The organism is Pseudomonas sp. MF6396 (genome assembly GCF_002018915.1).
GTDB classification, from domain to species: domain Bacteria; phylum Pseudomonadota; class Gammaproteobacteria; order Pseudomonadales; family Pseudomonadaceae; genus Aquipseudomonas; species Aquipseudomonas palmensis.
The window spans coordinates 117,442-134,571 of sequence record NZ_MVOK01000001.1 but is presented as its reverse complement, the minus strand read 5'-3'; the positions used below and the strand labels follow the sequence as shown (position 1 = coordinate 134,571).

At 63.2% G+C, this 17,130-nt stretch carries 16 protein-coding genes; 8 read left to right on the top strand and 8 right to left on the bottom strand.

What is annotated here, in order from left to right; genetic code table 11:
• Positions 1-8: 8 nt before the first annotated feature.
• Both cysD and MF6396_RS00695 read right to left on the bottom strand, forming a co-directional pair.
• Entirely contained in the window at positions 9-926 is a 918-nt protein-coding gene (cysD, locus tag MF6396_RS00700; RefSeq protein WP_054914845.1) for a sulfate adenylyltransferase subunit CysD, read from the bottom strand.
• Between the two features lie 136 nt (positions 927-1,062).
• The gene (locus tag MF6396_RS00695) at positions 1,063-1,821 is read right to left on the bottom strand and encodes a Nif3-like dinuclear metal center hexameric protein (protein WP_043861018.1); all 759 of its coding nucleotides are present in this window, start codon (positions 1,819-1,821) and stop codon (positions 1,063-1,065) included.
• A 240-nt stretch (positions 1,822-2,061) separates the two neighbouring features.
• Between MF6396_RS00695 and algW the strand changes: the two genes are divergently transcribed.
• The 5 genes from algW to MF6396_RS00670 all read left to right on the top strand — a co-directional run bounded on the left by algW (position 2,062) and on the right by MF6396_RS00670 (position 7,439).
• Positions 2,062-3,219 (top strand): Do family serine endopeptidase AlgW, encoded by a 1,158-nt coding sequence (algW, locus tag MF6396_RS00690; protein WP_043861017.1) that lies wholly within the window; start codon positions 2,062-2,064, stop codon positions 3,217-3,219.
• 149 nt (positions 3,220-3,368) lie between these two features.
• A complete protein-coding gene (locus MF6396_RS00685; RefSeq protein WP_043861016.1) occupies positions 3,369-4,028 on the top strand; it encodes an alpha/beta hydrolase in 660 nt (219 codons plus the stop codon).
• A 102-nt stretch (positions 4,029-4,130) separates the two neighbouring features.
• Complete coding sequence (gene rhlB, locus MF6396_RS00680) at positions 4,131-5,597, top strand: ATP-dependent RNA helicase RhlB (RefSeq protein ID WP_078479565.1); 1,467 nt, start codon at positions 4,131-4,133, stop codon at positions 5,595-5,597.
• Positions 5,598-5,794: 197 nt separating this feature from the next.
• Positions 5,795-6,739 (top strand): ornithine cyclodeaminase family protein, encoded by a 945-nt coding sequence (locus tag MF6396_RS00675; protein ID WP_043861015.1) that lies wholly within the window; start codon positions 5,795-5,797, stop codon positions 6,737-6,739.
• Between the two features lie 73 nt (positions 6,740-6,812).
• Positions 6,813-7,439 carry a helix-turn-helix transcriptional regulator gene (locus MF6396_RS00670; RefSeq protein WP_078479513.1) on the top strand — a complete coding sequence of 209 codons (627 nt, stop codon included), beginning with the start codon at positions 6,813-6,815 and terminating at the stop codon, positions 7,437-7,439.
• 28 nt (positions 7,440-7,467) lie between these two features.
• Here the strand turns inward: MF6396_RS00670 and MF6396_RS00665 are convergent, their stop codons facing one another.
• The 6 genes from MF6396_RS00665 to MF6396_RS00640 all read right to left on the bottom strand — a co-directional run bounded on the left by MF6396_RS00665 (position 7,468) and on the right by MF6396_RS00640 (position 12,536).
• The gene (locus MF6396_RS00665; RefSeq protein WP_078479512.1) at positions 7,468-8,247 is read right to left on the bottom strand and encodes an ABC transporter substrate-binding protein; all 780 of its coding nucleotides are present in this window, start codon (positions 8,245-8,247) and stop codon (positions 7,468-7,470) included.
• Positions 8,248-8,424: 177 nt separating this feature from the next.
• Positions 8,425-8,871, bottom strand: a complete 447-nt coding sequence (moaE, locus tag MF6396_RS00660) for a molybdopterin synthase catalytic subunit MoaE (protein WP_043861012.1) — start codon at positions 8,869-8,871, stop codon at positions 8,425-8,427.
• Between the two features lies 1 nt (position 8,872).
• Positions 8,873-9,118: a MoaD/ThiS family protein gene (locus tag MF6396_RS00655; RefSeq protein WP_078479511.1), complete on the bottom strand. Its 246-nt coding sequence runs from the start codon at positions 9,116-9,118 to the stop codon at positions 8,873-8,875.
• Positions 9,115-9,588 (bottom strand): cyclic pyranopterin monophosphate synthase MoaC, encoded by a 474-nt coding sequence (gene moaC / locus MF6396_RS00650; RefSeq protein WP_058540865.1) that lies wholly within the window; start codon positions 9,586-9,588, stop codon positions 9,115-9,117. The genes MF6396_RS00655 and moaC overlap by 4 nt, the downstream gene beginning before the upstream one ends.
• 97 nt (positions 9,589-9,685) lie before the next feature.
• On the bottom strand, positions 9,686-11,080 hold the full coding sequence (locus MF6396_RS00645) for a PhoH family protein (protein ID WP_043861009.1): 1,395 nt from the start codon (positions 11,078-11,080) through the stop codon (positions 9,686-9,688).
• Positions 11,081-11,417: 337 nt separating this feature from the next.
• On the bottom strand, positions 11,418-12,536 hold the full coding sequence (locus MF6396_RS00640; RefSeq protein WP_078479564.1) for a polysaccharide deacetylase family protein: 1,119 nt from the start codon (positions 12,534-12,536) through the stop codon (positions 11,418-11,420).
• A 132-nt stretch (positions 12,537-12,668) separates the two neighbouring features.
• Here MF6396_RS00640 and yaaA point away from each other — a divergent pair, with 132 nt between their 5' ends.
• The 3 genes from yaaA to alg8 all read left to right on the top strand — a co-directional run bounded on the left by yaaA (position 12,669) and on the right by alg8 (position 17,113).
• Positions 12,669-13,448, top strand: coding sequence for a peroxide stress protein YaaA (gene yaaA / locus MF6396_RS00635; protein WP_043861008.1), 780 nt, complete (start codon positions 12,669-12,671; stop codon positions 13,446-13,448).
• A gap of 795 nt (positions 13,449-14,243) precedes the next feature.
• The gene (locus MF6396_RS00630; protein WP_043861007.1) at positions 14,244-15,560 is read left to right on the top strand and encodes a nucleotide sugar dehydrogenase; all 1,317 of its coding nucleotides are present in this window, start codon (positions 14,244-14,246) and stop codon (positions 15,558-15,560) included.
• A gap of 62 nt (positions 15,561-15,622) precedes the next feature.
• Positions 15,623-17,113, top strand: coding sequence for a mannuronan synthase (gene alg8, locus MF6396_RS00625; RefSeq protein WP_370409113.1), 1,491 nt, complete (start codon positions 15,623-15,625; stop codon positions 17,111-17,113).
• Positions 17,114-17,130 lie beyond the last annotated feature (17 nt).

Sequence of the window (17,130 nt, the reverse complement as noted above, 5' to 3'; positions counted from 1 at the left end):
ACCCTAACTTAGAAATAGCCCTGACGTTTCTTGTCTTCCATGGAACCTGCGCCATCGTGGTCGATGACGCGGCCCTGGCGCTCGGAAGTGCGCGTCAGGAGCATTTCCTGAATGATGTCGGTCAGGCTCTGGGCCTGCGACTCCACCGCGCCCGTCAACGGGTAGCAGCCAAGGGTACGGAAACGCACTTTCTTCTTGACGATGCGAGCCTTCTCTTCATCCGAGAGGTGCTCCAGGATGCGCTCGTCATCGATCATGATCAGGGTGCCGTTCTTCTCGATCACTTCGCGCTCGGCTGCAAAGTACAGCGGCACGATCGGGATGCCTTCGAGGTAGATGTACTGCCAGATATCCAGCTCGGTCCAGTTCGACAGCGGGAACACGCGAATCGACTCGCCCTTGTTGACCTTGCCGTTGTACACGTTCCACAGCTCTGGGCGCTGGTTCTTCGGGTCCCAGCGGTGCTTGCTGTCACGGAACGAGTACACACGCTCCTTGGCCCGCGACTTCTCTTCGTCGCGGCGCGCGCCACCGAAGGCGGCGTCGAAGCCGTGCTTGTCGAGCGCCTGCTTGAGGCCCTCGGTCTTCATGATGTCGGTGTGCTTGGCACTGCCGTGGGTGAACGGATTGATGCCCTGGGCAACGCCATCGGGGTTGACGTGGGTGATCAGCTCCAGGCCCATTTCCTCGACCATCTTGTCGCGGAAGCTGTACATCTCCTGGAATTTCCACTGGGTGTCGACGTGCATCACCGGAAACGGCAGCTTGCCCGGGAAGAAGGCCTTGCGTGCCAGGTGCAGCATCACGGCCGAATCCTTGCCGATCGAGTACAGCATCACCGGGTTGTCGAACTCGGCGGCCACCTCACGAATGATGTGGATGCTCTCCGCCTCCAACTGTTTCAAATGCGTCAGCTTGTCGACCATGGCTACTCACGGAAAATCAATCTTATGGACGGCCAGCGGGCCGTGTTCGAGCGGGCCACTTTATCACAGCACCCGATTCTATTTAGGCAGGCTACTAGAACGAAACAGTATAAGAATATGCCTTGGCGTTTTAGCCTCAGATCGGGTTCGGGCAGTCGATGAACAGGTGTTCCAGAGCGAATCGACGTGCCAGGTAATCGCCCAGCGCCTGCACCCCGTAACGCTCGGTGGCGTGGTGGCCGGCGGCGATGAAGCTGATGCCGTTCTCGCGAGCACTGTGGAAAGTCTGCTCCGACGCCTCGCCGCTCAGGTACAGGTCGACCCCTGCGGCAATCGCCTGGTCGATGTAGCCCTGGCCGCCGCCGGTGCACCAGCCCACCCGGCGAATGACCTCGTCGCCTTCGATCAGCAGCGGCTCGCGGCCCATCACGTCGCTGACCTTGCGCGCGAAATCCCGCGCCGACATCGGTTCGGCCAGCGAGCCCACCAGGCCCACCACCCGCGGGTTGGCCGGGTCCAGCGGGCCCTCGACGGTGATGTCCAGCTGGCGCGCCAGCTGCACGTTGTTGCCCACCTCGGGGTGCAGGTCCAGCGGCAGGTGGTAGGCCAGCAGGCTCAGGTCGTGTTTGAGCAGGGTCTTGAGGCGGCGCTGCTTCATGCCGGTGATGCAGGGGTTCTCGCCCTTCCAGAAGTAGCCGTGGTGCACCAGCACCAGGTCGGCGCCCGCCTCGACCGCAGCGTCCAGCAATGCCTGGCTGGCGGTGACGCCGGTGACGATGCGCGACACCTGCGGGTTGCCCTCGACCTGCAGGCCGTTGGGGCAGTAGTCCTGGATTTTTGCGCTGCCAAGGTAGCGATCGGCTTCCTCGACCAGGGTGCTCAGGGCAACAGCCATGCAAAGACTCCTCAATTCAGCGGTTCAGCGTGGCACAAGGCCTCGTATAATGGCCGCCATTATGAGCCGTCGACCGTTTTTGGGGAAACCGACGGCAACTGCCCGGGGGCGCGGCGCCATGACCGTCATGGCTCGACGTGATTTAGCAGTTCCTGCACGGGCCTTGCCGCAGTATGATCGCGCGCGTTCATCTACTCCCCACTGCGGCATCGGCTCTGGCCACCTCCCAGGATCCATCTCATGTTCAAGGCTCTGCGTTACTTTGCCTGGCCACTGGTCACCGGCGTACTGATCGCCCTGCTGGTCATCCAGCAATTTCCCCAATGGGTCGGCCTGCCCAGCCAGGACGTCAACCTGCAGCAGGCGCCGCAGACCACGCGGCTGATGCAGGGCCCCGTGTCGTATGCCGATGCGGTGAGCAATGCGGCCCCCGCAGTGGCCAACCTGTACACCACCAAGGTGGTCAACAAGACCGCGCACCCGCTGTTCGAAGACCCACAGTTCCGCCGCTTCTTCGGTGACAACCTGCCCAAGCAGCGGCGCTGGGAATCGAGCCTGGGCTCGGCGGTGATCATGAGCCCGGAGGGCTACCTGCTGACCAACAACCACGTGACCTCCGGCGCCGACCAGATCGTGGTGGCGCTCAAGGACGGCCGCGAGACCCTGGCACGGGTGATCGGCAGCGACCCGGAAACCGACCTGGCCGTGCTCAAGATCGACCTCAAGAACCTGCCCTCGATCACCATCGGGCGCTCGGACAACATCCACATCGGTGATGTGGCGCTGGCCATCGGCAACCCGTTCGGCGTCGGCCAGACCGTGACCATGGGCATCATCAGCGCCACCGGGCGCAACCAGCTGGGCCTGAACAACTACGAAGACTTCATCCAGACCGACGCGGCCATCAACCCGGGCAACTCCGGTGGCGCGCTGGTGGATGCCAATGGCAACCTGACCGGCATCAACACCGCGATCTTCTCCAAGTCCGGCGGCTCGCAGGGCATCGGCTTCGCCATCCCCACCAAGCTGGCGCTGGAGGTGATGAAGTCGATCATCGAGCATGGCCAGGTGATTCGCGGCTGGCTGGGCATCGAGGTGCAACCGCTGAGCCAGGAGCTGGCCGAGTCGTTCGGCATGCAGGGCCGGCCAGGCATCGTGGTGGCGGGCATCTTCCGCGACGGGCCGGCGCAGAAGGCCGGCCTGCAGCTGGGTGACGTGATTCTGAGCATCAATGGCGAACCGGCCGGCGATGGCCGGCGCTCGATGAACCAGGTGGCGCGGATCAAGCCCAACGACAAGGTGGCCATCGAAGTGGTGCGCAACGGCAAGCCGCTGAAGCTGATCGCCGAGATCGGCCTGCGTCCACCGCCTGCACCCGCGCCCAAGGAAGAGGACTGACCGCGCCGGCCTGACGCCGCATCGGCGCAGCACTGCGTGCGGCGGGTGATTGGCACGACCGACTGTTCTGTGACAGCCTTGCACGCAACGCCAGCGATGCCTTTTTTCAAGCACGCACCCCGGCCTGCGTGCACTTTTTCGGAGCAGTCATGACCAATCCCCTGATTCTCGAACCCCAGAAAACCGCCGACGCCTGTGTCATCTGGCTGCATGGCCTGGGCGCCGACCGCTACGACTTCATGCCGGTGGCCGAAGCCCTGCAGGAAGTGCTGCTGAGCACGCGCTTCGTGATGCCGCAGGCACCCACCCAGCCGGTCACCATCAACAATGGCTACGCCATGCCCAGCTGGTACGACATCAAGGCGCTGACGCCGGGTGCACGCGCCATCGACGAAGCGCAACTCGACGCCTCGGCACAGGCGGTCATCGACCTTATCAAGCAGGAACAGGCCAAGGGCGTCGCCCTGTCGCGCATCATCCTGGCCGGCTTCTCCCAGGGCGGTGCAGTGGTTCTGCACACCGCCTATGTAAAGTGGCAGGAGACGCTGGGCGGGGTAATGGCCCTTTCCACCTACGCCCCGACCTTCACCGACAGCACCGTGCTCAGCGCCAGCCAGCAGCGCATTCCGGCGCTGTGCCTGCACGGCGTGTACGACCCGGTGGTCATCCCGTCCATGGGGCGTGCCGCCTTCGAGTACCTGAACAGCTGGGGCGTCACCGTGCAGTGGAAGGAATACCCGATGGAACACGCCGTGCTGCCCGAGGAAATCCAGGACATCGGCGCCTGGCTGATCGAGCGGCTGCGCTAAAAAACGCCTTGTCTGTAGTTGTCGGAGCAATCCACTACGCCGCGCCCGAATCTTGCATTACACTGGCCGGCGTACATTCCTTAACCAATTGATGAGATGACCGTGCTCAAAGCACTCAAGAAGATGTTCGGAAAGAGCGAGGTTGAGCAACTCGCCACCGAAAGCGTTGCTACCGTGCAGCCGCCCGCAGCACCCAAGGCCCCGGCTCCCGCCGCGCCGCTCAAGGCTCAGACCGAAGCCGCCGCGCCAGCGCGCGCCGAAAAGCCGGCGGAAAAACCCCTGGAGCAACCGGCGAGCAAACCGGTCGAGGCCAAGCCGCGCCGCGAGCGCAAGCCAAAACCCCAGGCCAGCACCTGGAAACTGGAAGACTTTGTGGTGGAACCGCAAGAGGGCAAGACCCGCTTCCACGACTTCAAGCTCTCGCCCGAGCTGATGCATGCCATCCACGACCTGGGCTTCCCGTACTGCACGCCGATCCAGGCCGAAGTACTGGGCTTCACCCTGCGTGGCAAGGATGCGATCGGCCGGGCCCAGACCGGCACCGGCAAGACCGCCGCGTTCCTGATCTCGATCATCAGCCAGCTGCAACAGACCCCGCCGCCCAAAGAGCGCTACATGGGCGAGCCGCGGGCGCTGATCATCGCCCCTACCCGCGAGCTGGTGGTGCAGATCGCCAAGGACGCCGCCGAGTTGACCAAGTACACCGGCCTGAACGTGATGACGTTCGTCGGTGGCATGGACTTCGACAAGCAGCTCAAGGCCCTTGAGGCACGCCACTGCGACATCCTGGTGGCCACCCCGGGTCGCCTGCTGGACTTCAACCAGCGCGGTGAAGCGCACCTGGACATGGTCGAGGTGCTGGTGCTGGACGAAGCCGACCGCATGCTCGACATGGGCTTCATCCCGCAGGTTCGCCAGATCATCCGCCAGACCCCGCCCAAGAGCGAGCGCCAGACGCTGCTGTTCTCGGCCACCTTCACCGAAGACGTGATGAACCTGGCGCAACAGTGGACCACCGACCCGGCCATCGTCGAGATCGAGCCGGAGAACGTTGCCAGCGAAACCGTCGAGCAGCATGTGTATGCGGTAGCCGGCGCCGACAAGTACAAGCTGCTGTACAACCTGGTGACCGAGAACAAGTGGGAGCGGGTCATCGTGTTCGCCAACCGCAAGGACGAGGTGCGCCGTATCGAGGAGCGCCTGGTGCGTGACGGCGTGAATGCCGCGCAATTGTCGGGCGATGTGCCGCAGCACAAGCGCATCAAGACCCTGGAGAATTTCCGCGAAGGCCGGGTCACCGTGCTGGTGGCCACCGATGTGGCCGGTCGCGGGATCCACATCGACGGCATCAGCCACGTGATCAACTTCACCCTGCCCGAAGACCCGGACGACTACGTGCACCGTATCGGCCGTACCGGCCGTGCGGGTACCAGTGGCGTGTCGATCAGCTTCGCCGGTGAGGACGATTCGTACCAGTTGCCGGGTATCGAGGCATTGCTGGGGCGCAAGATCAGTTGCGAGACCCCGCCGACCGAGCTGCTCAAGCCGGTGGCGCGCAAGCATCACTGAGTCGATTGATGGACAGAAAACGCAGCCCTCGCCGGCTGCGTTTTTTTTTGCGTTGACCGGGGCTGGCTCATCGCGGGTCAAGCCCGCTCCCACAGCGACAACAGTAATGATTGTGGGGGCGAGCTCGACCCGCGATAGGGTTGGCGCAATTAAACTATTTGTCCATAATAGACAAAATAGTTCAAATGGAGCGCCGCATGTCTACCCCACGCGTGATCGACCAGCCCCTGGCCCGCCAACTGCTCGCGCAGGTGGACGTGCCGCAGATCCTGCGCAAGCTGTTCCGTGACCTGGCCGCCGGCCAGGCCGTGCAGCCGCCGCAACAGCTGGTGGAGTTCCCGGCCGGCAGGGGCGACTTCATCAACTACGGCGGGGTACTCGCCGAAGACCGCGTCTACGGCGTCAAGACCTCGCCCTACATCGTGCGCGAAGGCGCACCGCTGATCACCGCCTGGACATTGCTGATGTCCATGGATAGCGGCCAGCCACTGCTATTGTGCGACGCCGGCGAACTGACCACCGCACGCACCGCTGCCACCACCGCCGTCGCGGTCGACGCCCTGGCCCCCACCAGCGCCAGGCGCCTGACCGTGATCGGCAGCGGCCCCATCGCCCAGGCCCACCTGCACTATGTGCGCGGCGTGCGCGACTGGCAGGACATCCGCCTGCACTCGCCAGGCCTCAAGGATAAAAGCGCCGAGCAGCGCGAAGCCCTCGGTGCACTCGACCCACGCCTGAGCCTGGTGGACGACCTGCAATCAGCACTGCACGACGCCGACGTGATCATGCTGTGCACCTCGTCGGCAAAGCCTGTGATCGACCCGCGCCAGCTGAGCAAGCCGGCCCTGATCACCTCGATCAGCACCAACGCGGTACGCGCCCACGAAGTGCCGCCCGAGTGCCTGACCGACATGGACGTGTACTGCGACTACCGCCTGACCACCCCCGGCTCTGCCGGCGAGATGCGCATCGCCAGCGAGCAGCACGGCTGGCAGGCCGACGCCATCATCGGCGACCTGGCCCAGTTGCTCAGCGAGCAGGCGCCGCGCCCGACCTACCAGCGCCATGCCTTCTTCCGCTCCATCGGCCTGGGCCTGGAAGACATCGCCCTGGCCAACGCCCTGTACCGCCTGCACGGGTGACGCCCGCCCGCGTTTGCGGCACACTCCCAGCGCCCTTCGCCTAGGGCGCTGACACCGCCTGGAGCCCGCCTGCATGCCGACACCGCCCCACGACCCCGCCCTGAGCAACTTTCGCGCGATTGCCGACGCCATCGCCACGCTGTTCTTCCCCCACGCCGAGGTGGTGCTGCACGACCTGCGCAGCCAGAAGATCGACTACATCGCCAACAACCTGTCCAAGCGCGAGATCGGCGACGATGCGGCCCTGGAAGACATGTTCGAGGCAGGTACCGACGAAACCAACATCGGCCCCTACGAAAAGCTCAATTGGGACGGGCAGAAGATCCGCTCGCTCAGCACCGTGCTGCGCGACGCCCAGGGCAAGCCGCAGGCCGTGCTGTGCATCAACCTGAACATCTCGATGTTCGAAAACGCCAAGGCGGCGCTGGACCTGTTTCTCTCGCCCACCCGGCTGATCGCCCAGCCCGACGCGCTGTTTCGCGATGACTGGCAGGAGCGCATCAACACGTTTCTCAACAGCTGGCTGCGCGAGCGCCAGCTGGCACTGAGCAACCTGAATCGCGACCACAAGCGCGAACTGGTGCTGGCCCTGCACGCCGAGGGTGCGTTTCGCGGCAAGAGCGCCGCCAACTACGTGGCCAACGTGCTGAACATGGGCCGGGCCACGGTGTACAAGCACCTCAAGGAGCTCAAGGCCTGAACGAACTCAGGCCTCGGGCAGGCGACGGTCAGTCGCCGTAGATGTCGGACTTGAAGTACTTGGCCTGGATCTTCTGGTACTCGCCATTGGCGCGAATGGCGTCGATGGCCGCGTTCAGCTGGGCCACCAGTTCGGCGTTGCCCTTGCGCACCGCGATCCCGGCGCCCTCACCCACGTACTTGGGGTCTTTCAGCTCTGGCCCGACAAACCCGTAACCCTTGCCCTTGGGCGTCTCCAGGAAGCCCTGTTCAAGCGGGATGGTGTCGGCGAACACACCGTCCAGGCGACCGGCCACCAGGTCCATGAAGATTTCCTCGTTGCTGGTGTAGCGCACGATCTCGATGCCCTTGGGCACCAGTTCCGCAGTCACATAGCGGTCGGTGGTGGTCGCGCGCTGCACGCCGATGCGCTTGCCCTTGAGGTTGGCGAAGTCGTCATCGACCTGGCTGCCGACCTTCATGGCCAGGCGTGCGGAGGTGAAGTAGTACTTGTGGGTGAAGTCCACCGACTTCTTGCGGTCTTCGGTGATGGTGATCGACGACAGGGCGGCGTCGATCTTCTTGACCTTGAGCGACGGGATCAGGCCGTCGTATTCCTGTTCGGTCCACTGGCACTTGACCTGCATCTGCGCACACAGGGCGTTGCCGATGTCGTAGTCGAAGCCACTGATAGCGCCGTCGGCGGTCTTGAACGCGAACGGTGGGTAGGCGGCTTCGATACCGATGCGCAGGGTCTTTTCAGCGGCGAACGACGGGGCGGCGGCAAACAGGCTCAACGCCAGCGCGGCCAACAGGGATGGGGTTTTCATCAGCGGTCTCTCTCGCTCGTTGTTGGGGTGTGTTGCAAGACAGAGGAAAAAGCGGCGGGCACAAGGCAGCCTGGAACTATTTTGTACTTATAATTCCATACTGGACTTTTGTGTATTAATTTTCAACCGATTCGCGGCACCGCACCGTTGCAGGAGCCAGCCTTGCCGGCGGCGCGTCTACCAACGCCCCGCCGCGTCCGCATCACTCTGGCGCCCCTCGACCCAGCGCGGCCCCTCGCCGGTCTGCTCCTTCTTCCAGAACGGCGCGCGGGTCTTGAGATAGTCCATCACGAAGTCGCACGCCTGGAACGCCGCCTGCCGGTGCGCACTGGCTACCCCCACGAACACGATCGGCTCACCCGGCTGCAATGCGCCGATACGGTGCAGCACTTCGACCTTGAGCAAAGGCCAGCGCTGCTCGGCCTCCAGCACGATCTTGGCCAGGGCCTTTTCGGTCATGCCCGGGTAATGCTCCAGGAACATCCCCGCCACCTCGCGACCGTCGTTGAAGTCGCGCACATAGCCGACAAACGACACCACCGCGCCCACCCCGACGTTGGCCGCGTGCATCGCATTGGTCTCGGCGCCGGGGTCGAACGCGCCGGCCTGCACTCGAACGCCCACCTCAGCCCCCGGTCACGGGCGGAAAGAACGCCACTTCGTCGCCGTCGGCCACCGGCTCCTCGAGCCTGCACAACTCCTGGTTGCGCGCGCACATCAGGTTCTGCTCGCCCAGCATCGCGTACCCCTCCCCGCGTGCCAGCAGGGCCTTGCGCACATCGTCGACGCTGTCGAACAGCCCGTCGAGGCGTTCGCCGTCGCTGCCCAGCGCCTCGCGATACCGCGCGAAATACACCACGTCGATGTTCATGGCGCCTCCACCTGGTAGTGCCCGCTCTTGCCGCCCAGTTTTTCCAGCACACGCACGCTGTGGATGGTCATGCCCCGGTCCACCGCCTTGCACATGTCGTAGATCGTCAGCGCCGCCACACTGGCGGCCGTCAGGGCCTCCATCTCGACGCCGGTCTGCCCGGCCAGCTTGCAGCGCGCCACGATATGCACCGTGTCGTCGCCTTCGCCAGTCAGCTCGAGCTTGACGCTGGTGAGCATCAACGGGTGGCACAGCGGGATCAGATCGCTGGTCTTCTTTGCCGCCTGGATGCCGGCAATGCGCGCCACGGCAAACACGTCGCCCTTGGGGTGGCCGCCAGCCACGATCATCTGCAAGGTTTGCGGGAGCATGCGCACCCGCGCTTCGGCCACCGCCTCGCGCGAGGTGACGGCTTTGTCGGTGACGTCGACCATGTTGGCCCGACCTTGGGAATCGAGATGAGTCAGCACAGGGTTACTCCTGATCAGGAGCACCGATTGTAAACCCAGGGGTCAACATTAGGCAGCGGAAAAAACCGGGCGGCGCAAGGCCGCCCGGTGGCAGGGGTTACAGGTGGGATTCGGCGTATTCGGCCAGGACCGAACGCGGCACGCCCTGCAGGGTGATGTGCACGCCGTTGGGGAAGTCCTTGAAGCGCTCGGTCAGGTAGGTCAGGCCCGAGCTGGTGGCGGACAGGTAAGGGGTGTCGATCTGCGCCAGGTTGCCCAGGCAGATCACCTTGGAACCGGCCCCGGCACGGGTGATGATGGTCTTCATCTGGTGCGGGGTGAGGTTCTGGCATTCGTCGATCAGGATCAGGCTCTGCTGGAAGCTGCGACCGCGAATGTAGTTGAGCGACTTGAACTGCAACGGCACGCGCTCGAGGATGTACTCGACGCTGCCATGGGTGTTCTCGTCGTCCATGTGCAAGGCTTCGAGGTTGTCGGTGATCGCCCCCAGCCAGGGCTCCATTTTTTCCGCTTCGGTGCCCGGCAGGAAGCCGATTTCCTGGTCCAGCCCCTGCACGCTGCGGGTGGCGATGATGCGCCGGTAGCGCTTGCTGACCATGGTCTGCTCGATGGCTGCGGCCAGTGCCAGGATGGTCTTGCCCGAACCTGCGGCACCGGTGAGGTTGACCAGGTGGATGTCGGGGTCGAGCAGGGCGAACAGCGCCAGGCCCTGATGGATATCACGCGGTTTCAGGCCCCAGGCTTCCTGGTGCAGCAGTGGCTCCTGATGCAGGTCGAGCAGCAGCAACTCGCTGTCACGGATGCCCTTGACCCAGCCGACGAAGCCCTGCTCGTCGATGATGAACTCGTTGATGTGAACCGCCGGCAGGTTGTCGGCCAGTTGCACGCGGTGCCAGGTGCGCCCGCGCTCCTGGCGGGTCTCGACCTTGTTGACACGGTCCCAGAACGAGCCGCTGACCGAATGGTAGCCCTTGGGCAGCAACGAAACGTCGTCGACCAGCTGATCGGTACTGTAGTCCTCGGCGGCGATACCGCAGGCGCGGGCCTTGAGGCGCATGTTGATGTCTTTGGTCACCAGCACCACGTCCAGTTCCTTGCGCCGGCTACGCAGCTCGAGCAACTGGTTGATGATGATGTTGTCGTTGAGGTGTTCGGGCAGCAGCCGGTTGGGTTCGGCGCGTGGGGTCATCAGGATCGACAGGAAGCCCTTGGGGCCGCTCTTGCCGCGCTGGATCGGTACGCCCTGCTCGACATCCTCGGGCGTGGCATCGCCCAGGGTCTGGTCGATCAGACGAATGGCCTGGCGGCATTCGGCGGCGATCGTGTGTTTGCCGGTCTTGAGTTTGTCGAGCTCCTCGAGCACGGTCATCGGCAGCGCGACGTGGTGTTCCTCGAAATTCAGCAAGGCGTTCGGATCGTGAATCAGAACATTGGTATCGAGCACGTAAAGGATTGGCTGGTTGGAAGAAACGTTACGTCCTTGATCATCCATACTCGGTCACCTTTGTAGGGGCCAGACGACGCAATACCTGGGCGGTGCTGCGCCGCGAAGTGACCGCCGGTCTCCCCCTGGCCGCGTCGTTACGGTAGGGAAGCTGCGAACAAAGGAGGGGCCATTAGTACGCCACCTGTGCTGCAGGGTTCGGCGGTCTGACTTCTTGATACCGCAAAACCCGTGACGATAAAAAGCGTTTTTACGTTTTTTTGAAGTTTATTTTTCGTTGTGCGGTCAAGCCCTTGGCGTGAGCCGCAAGCACCACTACAGTTAATGATCAAACCCCGATGAACGCCTGGCGATTTTTTCCGCCGGGTGCCGCCGCGCCCAGCGATTACGGGGTTTCGGCGAATTCCCGGCAGTCGCCCCAGCCAATCCCGCTCTGGGCCGTGTGCTGCAGCAACCAGTCGATCGCCGCCTGGGCCCTGGGCTGGCCGTCATGAAACTGGATCACCCCGCGGCGCCACAGCAGCATCAGGCTCAGCACCCGCTGCGCCGACTGCTCGGCATTCAACCCGGCCTGGTCCTGGGCGTCGATATCCCACAACATCACCTGCAGCTGCTGGCCGGCAAAAAACGCCGCACTGTCAGCGCGGCGCTGCCCGTAGGGCGGGCGAAACAGCGGCACGAATGCCTCGGGCAGGCTGCTCTGTACCAATGCCCGGCTGGAGACCACCGAGTCCTGCCAGCCAGTCCACTGCGCATGCGAGCTGTACTGCCAGCCCTGCAGCCCCACGCACTGCCCGGCATACAGTTGTTGCAGCGCCGCGGCCGAGGTCTGGTCGCGGCGCGCCTGCAGGTTCTTGCCCACCACGAAGAACAGCCCGCCAAGCTTCTGCCGGCGCAGGTAGTCGGTCAGCGCCTCGGTAGCCGGCCCGGGGCCGCCATCGAAGCTGAGCACGAACAGCCGGTCGTTGAGTGCCTGGCCATCGCGCTCCTGGTCGGAAAACCGCTCCACCTCGCTGGAGGTCTGGGTAAACAGCGCCGCCTTGCGCAACTGCTCGTTCAGGTAGTACTCGTGAAAACGTCGGCTTGGCTGCGCCCAACCGGCGTAGAACGAATCGTCTGCAACACTGAACTTGCCCGCCTGCTGGCGCAGGTCCGGCAGGCTGTCGATGGCGTAACAGAACGAGGCGTCCTGCTCGCAGCTCTGCTGGGCCAGGTCATAGTTGCGCCACAGCCGCTGCCACAGGCGCTGACGCAACGCATTCAGCGTCACCAGGTTGACCTGGCGAAGGTTCAGGCGCTCGGCCAGCTGCGCCTCGCTCAGGGCCTCGCTGTCATACAGCACGCGGGCAAAGCTGAGGATTTCGGCACGCGAGGCCACATCGAACAGGGCCGGGCTGTCGAGTTGTTCGGGCCACACGCTGCGGTCGAACCGGGCCAGCTCGATCGGGGCAGCGTGCACCAGCGTGCTCAGCAGGCCGGCCAGTAAAAGAAGGGCTATGCGCACGATCACACTCTCCATTTTCTCGCCGCGCACTATAGCGCCAAGCGCCGCCAGGGTCTTGGCTATTGGCGCGATAGCTGGAGATCGGCGCCCCCCGCCCGTAGAATCGACGCCACGATTCAAGGAGCCGACCTCATGCTGACGGTGATCTCACCCGCCAAGACCCTCGATTACGACACCCCGCCCGTTACCCAGCGGCACACCCTGCCGCAATACCTGGACGACTCCCAGGAACTGATCCTGCAACTGCGCGAACTTTCGCCGCAGCAGATCAGCGACCTGATGCACCTCTCGGACAAGCTGGCCGGCCTCAATGCTGCGCGCTTCGGCAGCTGGACCCCGAACTTCACCCCGGCCAACGCCAAGCAGGCGCTGCTGGCGTTCAAGGGCGACGTGTACACCGGGCTGGATGCACAGAGCCTGAGCGAAGACGACTTCACCTATGCCCAGCAGCACCTGCGCATGCTGTCGGGGCTGTACGGCCTGCTGCGTCCGCTGGACCTGATGCAGCCCTACCGGCTGGAGATGGGCACCAAGCTGGCCAACGCCCGCGGCAAGGACCTCTACGCCTTCTGGGGCACGCGCATCAGCGAGTGGCTGAACCAGGCGCTGGCCGAGCAAGGCGACGACCTGCTGCTGAACCTGGCCAGCAACGAGTACTTCTCGGCGGTCAAGCGCAGCGCGTTGAAGGCGCGGGTGATCAACACCGAGTTTCGCGACTTCAAGAATGGCCAGTACAAGATCATCAGCTTCTATGCCAAGAAGGCGCGGGGCATGATGACCCGCTTCGTGACCCAGGAGCGCATCGACGACCCCGAGCGGCTCAAGCAGTTCGACGTGCAGGGCTACTACTACAGTGCCGAGCAGTCCAAACCGGACAACCTGGTGTTCCTGCGCGACCACCCGGCCGAGTAGAAAGCATCGCGGGTTCCCCCGCTCCCCCCGGGATCACCTGAATCCTTGCGGGCGCGGGCTTGACTCGCGATGGCGTCCTCACAGCCCGCCAGCGCCAATCCCGTGGCGCCAAAAAACCACCCCCTCTAGCCATATCGCCAAACGTCATAAGACCGTTCGTAGTTTTCTGACGAAATATCCTGAAATTTTTTTTCATGCTGGCATAAAAACATCCCCCTCCAAGTTTGCCCTACAGACACGGGACGAAACTGCCGTGTGCTATCAAAGTGAAAGTATCGTCAACTGTTGAAATATTAAAAAATCCTTCACGGCGACTCGGGCGAGCCTGGAACTTATCCCCTTGAGGCTCGCTCATACCACCGGTACGGATTATCTCGTGATGGATGTGAGAGATGACGTACATGACAAATGGACAGTATCAGGAAGTTTTGAAAGCACTTTTTTGTCCGCGCAATTGTTCGACAAGATTACGCGTCCAAGCCAGGAGAGAGCACCCTTAAAAATCGTCCTAGTGGTTGATTTCAAAGGATTTAATCCACTTGAAATAACAAGCACAGCAGTACGCGAAGTGGGTACTGCAATAAAGACGGATACCGTCCAGGGCTCACCCCCTAATGTAAATGGCCATTAGCCGCCAACTTGAGTGCCGTTTATTTTTCGCACTCCATTTTAATTTGCCTGCCGGCAGTTAGCGGTTTAACCGTGACACTTCCGTGCACCCTGAATTTGCTGGTCAACCAACCCGGTCTGGCGCTTAGTTGTGCGCCGACATGATAAACACATGAGGTGAATGCGATGCGTATCAGCATCTTTGGTTTGGGTTATGTAGGTGCGGTCTGTGCGGGCTGCCTGTCCGCCCGGGGCCATGAAGTGATCGGCGTGGATGTATCGGCGACCAAGATCGACCTGATCAACCAGGGCAAATCCCCCATCGTGGAGCCGGGCCTCGAAGCCCTGTTGCAGCAAGGCATTGCCAACCAGCGCCTGCGGGGCACCACCGATTTTGCCCAGGCCATTCGCGACAGCGACGTGTCGATGATCTGCGTCGGTACGCCGAGCAAGAAGAACGGCGACCTGGGCCTGGAATACATCGAGTCGGTGTGCCGCGAAATCGGTCTGGTACTGCGCGACAAGAGCAGCCGCCACACCATCGTGGTGCGCAGCACCGTACTGCCGGGCACCGTCAAGAACGTGGTGATCCCGATTCTCGAAGACTGCTCGGGCAAGAAGGCCGGCGTCGACTTCGGCGTGGCGGTCAACCCCGAGTTCCTGCGCGAAAGCACCGCGATCAAGGACTACGACCAGCCGCCGATGACTGTCATCGGCGAACTCGACCGCGCCAGCGGCGACGTGCTGCAGGCCCTCTACGAAGAGCTCGACGCCCCGATCATTCGCAAGGACATCGAAGTGGCCGAGATGATCAAGTACACCTGCAACGTGTGGCACGCCACCAAGGTCACCTTCGCCAACGAGATCGGCAACATCGCCAAGGCCTGCGGCGTCGATGGCCGCGAAGTGATGGAAGTGGTGTGTCAGGACAAGGCCCTGAACCTGTCGCAGTACTACATGCGCCCAGGCTTCGCCTTCGGCGGCTCGTGCCTGCCCAAGGACGTGCGCGCCCTCACCTACCGCGCCGGCAGCCTGGACGTGAAGGCGCCGCTGCTCAACTCGCTGATGACCAGCAACGAGTCCCAGGTGCAGAACGCCTTCGACATCATCGAAAGCCACGACAAGCGCAAGGTTGCCCTGCTGGGCCTGAGCTTCAAGGCCGGCACCGACGACCTGCGCGAGAGCCCGCTGGTGGAACTGGCCGAACGCCTGATCGGCAAGGGCTACGAGCTCAACATCTACGACAGCAACGTCGAGTACGCCCGCGTGCACGGCGCCAACAAGGACTACATCGAGTCGAAGATCCCCCACGTCTCGTCCCTGCTCAACGCCGACTTCGAGCAGGTGATCAACCACGCCGACGTGATCGTGCTGGGTAACCGCGACGAGAAGTTCCGTGCGCTGGCGCAACAGGCCCCGGCCGGCAAGCAGGTCATCGACCTGGTCGGCTTCATGGGCAAGCCGACCTGCCCCACCAGCCGCACCGAAGGCATCTGCTGGTAACAGCAGCCACTGCACGGGGTCGCCCCAGCCCCGTGCAGTTCCTTCCCATTCATTCGCTACGGATGCACACCATGCAAAGGCTCAAGCACGGCCTGCTACAGGTCGCCGGATGGCTGTTCTACGTGAGCCTGCTCATGCTGATCGCCCTGGCCTTGCCCAAGACCGTTTTCGACCCCGACTCCAAGGACTTCATCTTCCTCATCGGCGCTGTCGGAATCTGGCGTTATTCCATGGGTGCCACGCACTTCGTGCGGGGCATGCTGTTCCTCTACATCGTCTACCCGATGCTGCGACGCAAGGTGCGCAAACTGGGCAGCGCGGCCGACCCGTCGCACGTGTACCTGATGGTCACCAGCTTTCGCATCGACGCCCTGACCACCGCGCAGGTGTACAGCTCGGTGATCCGCGAGGCAATCGACTGCGGCTACCCCACCACCGTGGTCTGCTCGCTGGTGGAAATGAGCGACGAACTGCTGGTGAAAAGCCTGTGGGCCAAGTTCAACCCGCCCGACCGCGTGGCCCTGGACTTCGTGCGCATCGCCGGCACCGGCAAGCGTGACGGCCTGGCCTACGGCTTTCGCGCCATCTCGCGCCACCTGCCCGACGAGAACGCGGTGGTCGCGGTGATCGACGGCGACACCGTGCTCGGCGAAGGCGTGGTGGCCAAGACCGTGCCCTGGTTCAAGCTCTACCCCAATGTCGGTGGCCTGACCACCAACGAATTCTGCGAAGTGCGCGGCGGCTACATCATGAGCGAGTGGCACAAGCTGCGCTTTGCCCAGCGCCACATCAACATGTGCTCGATGGCCCTGTCCAAGCGCGTGCTGACCATGACCGGGCGCATGTCGGTGTTCCGCGCCGCCGTGGTGACCAACCCCGAGTTCATCAAGGACGTCGAGAACGACTCGCTGCAGCACTGGCGCCTGGGCCGCTTCAAGTTCCTCACCGGCGACGACAAGTCCAGCTGGTTCAGCCTCATGCGCCTGGGCTACGACACGTTCTACGTGCCGGATGCGGCGATCAACACGGTCGAGCACCCGCCGGAAAAGAGCTTCATCAAGGCCAGCCGCAAGCTGATGTACCGCTGGTACGGCAACAACCTGCGCCAGAACTCCCGCGCCCTGGGCCTGGGCGTTCGCCGCCTCGGCCTGTTCACCAGCGTGGTGCTGTTCGACCAGCGCGTGTCGATGTGGACCAGCCTGCTCGGGCTCACCGTGGCGCTGATCGCCAGCCTCAAGTTCGGCCCTGCCTTCCTGCTGGTGTACCTGCTGTGGATCGGCATCACCCGCCTGATCCTGACCCTGATGCTGATGTGCTCGGGGCATGCCATCGGCCCGGCCTACCCGCTGATTCTCTATTACAACCAGATCGTCGGCGCAATCATGAAGATCTACGTGTTCTTCCGCCTCGACAAGCAGTCCTGGACCCGCCAGCCCACTGCGCTCAAACGCGACCTCGCGAGCTTTCAACAATGGTTCAACACCTGGTCTTCGCGGACCATGACCTTCTCGGCAGCCAGCATCTTCGTCGCTGTGCTGTTCATGGTCGTGTGAGCCGCCGCCCTACGGAA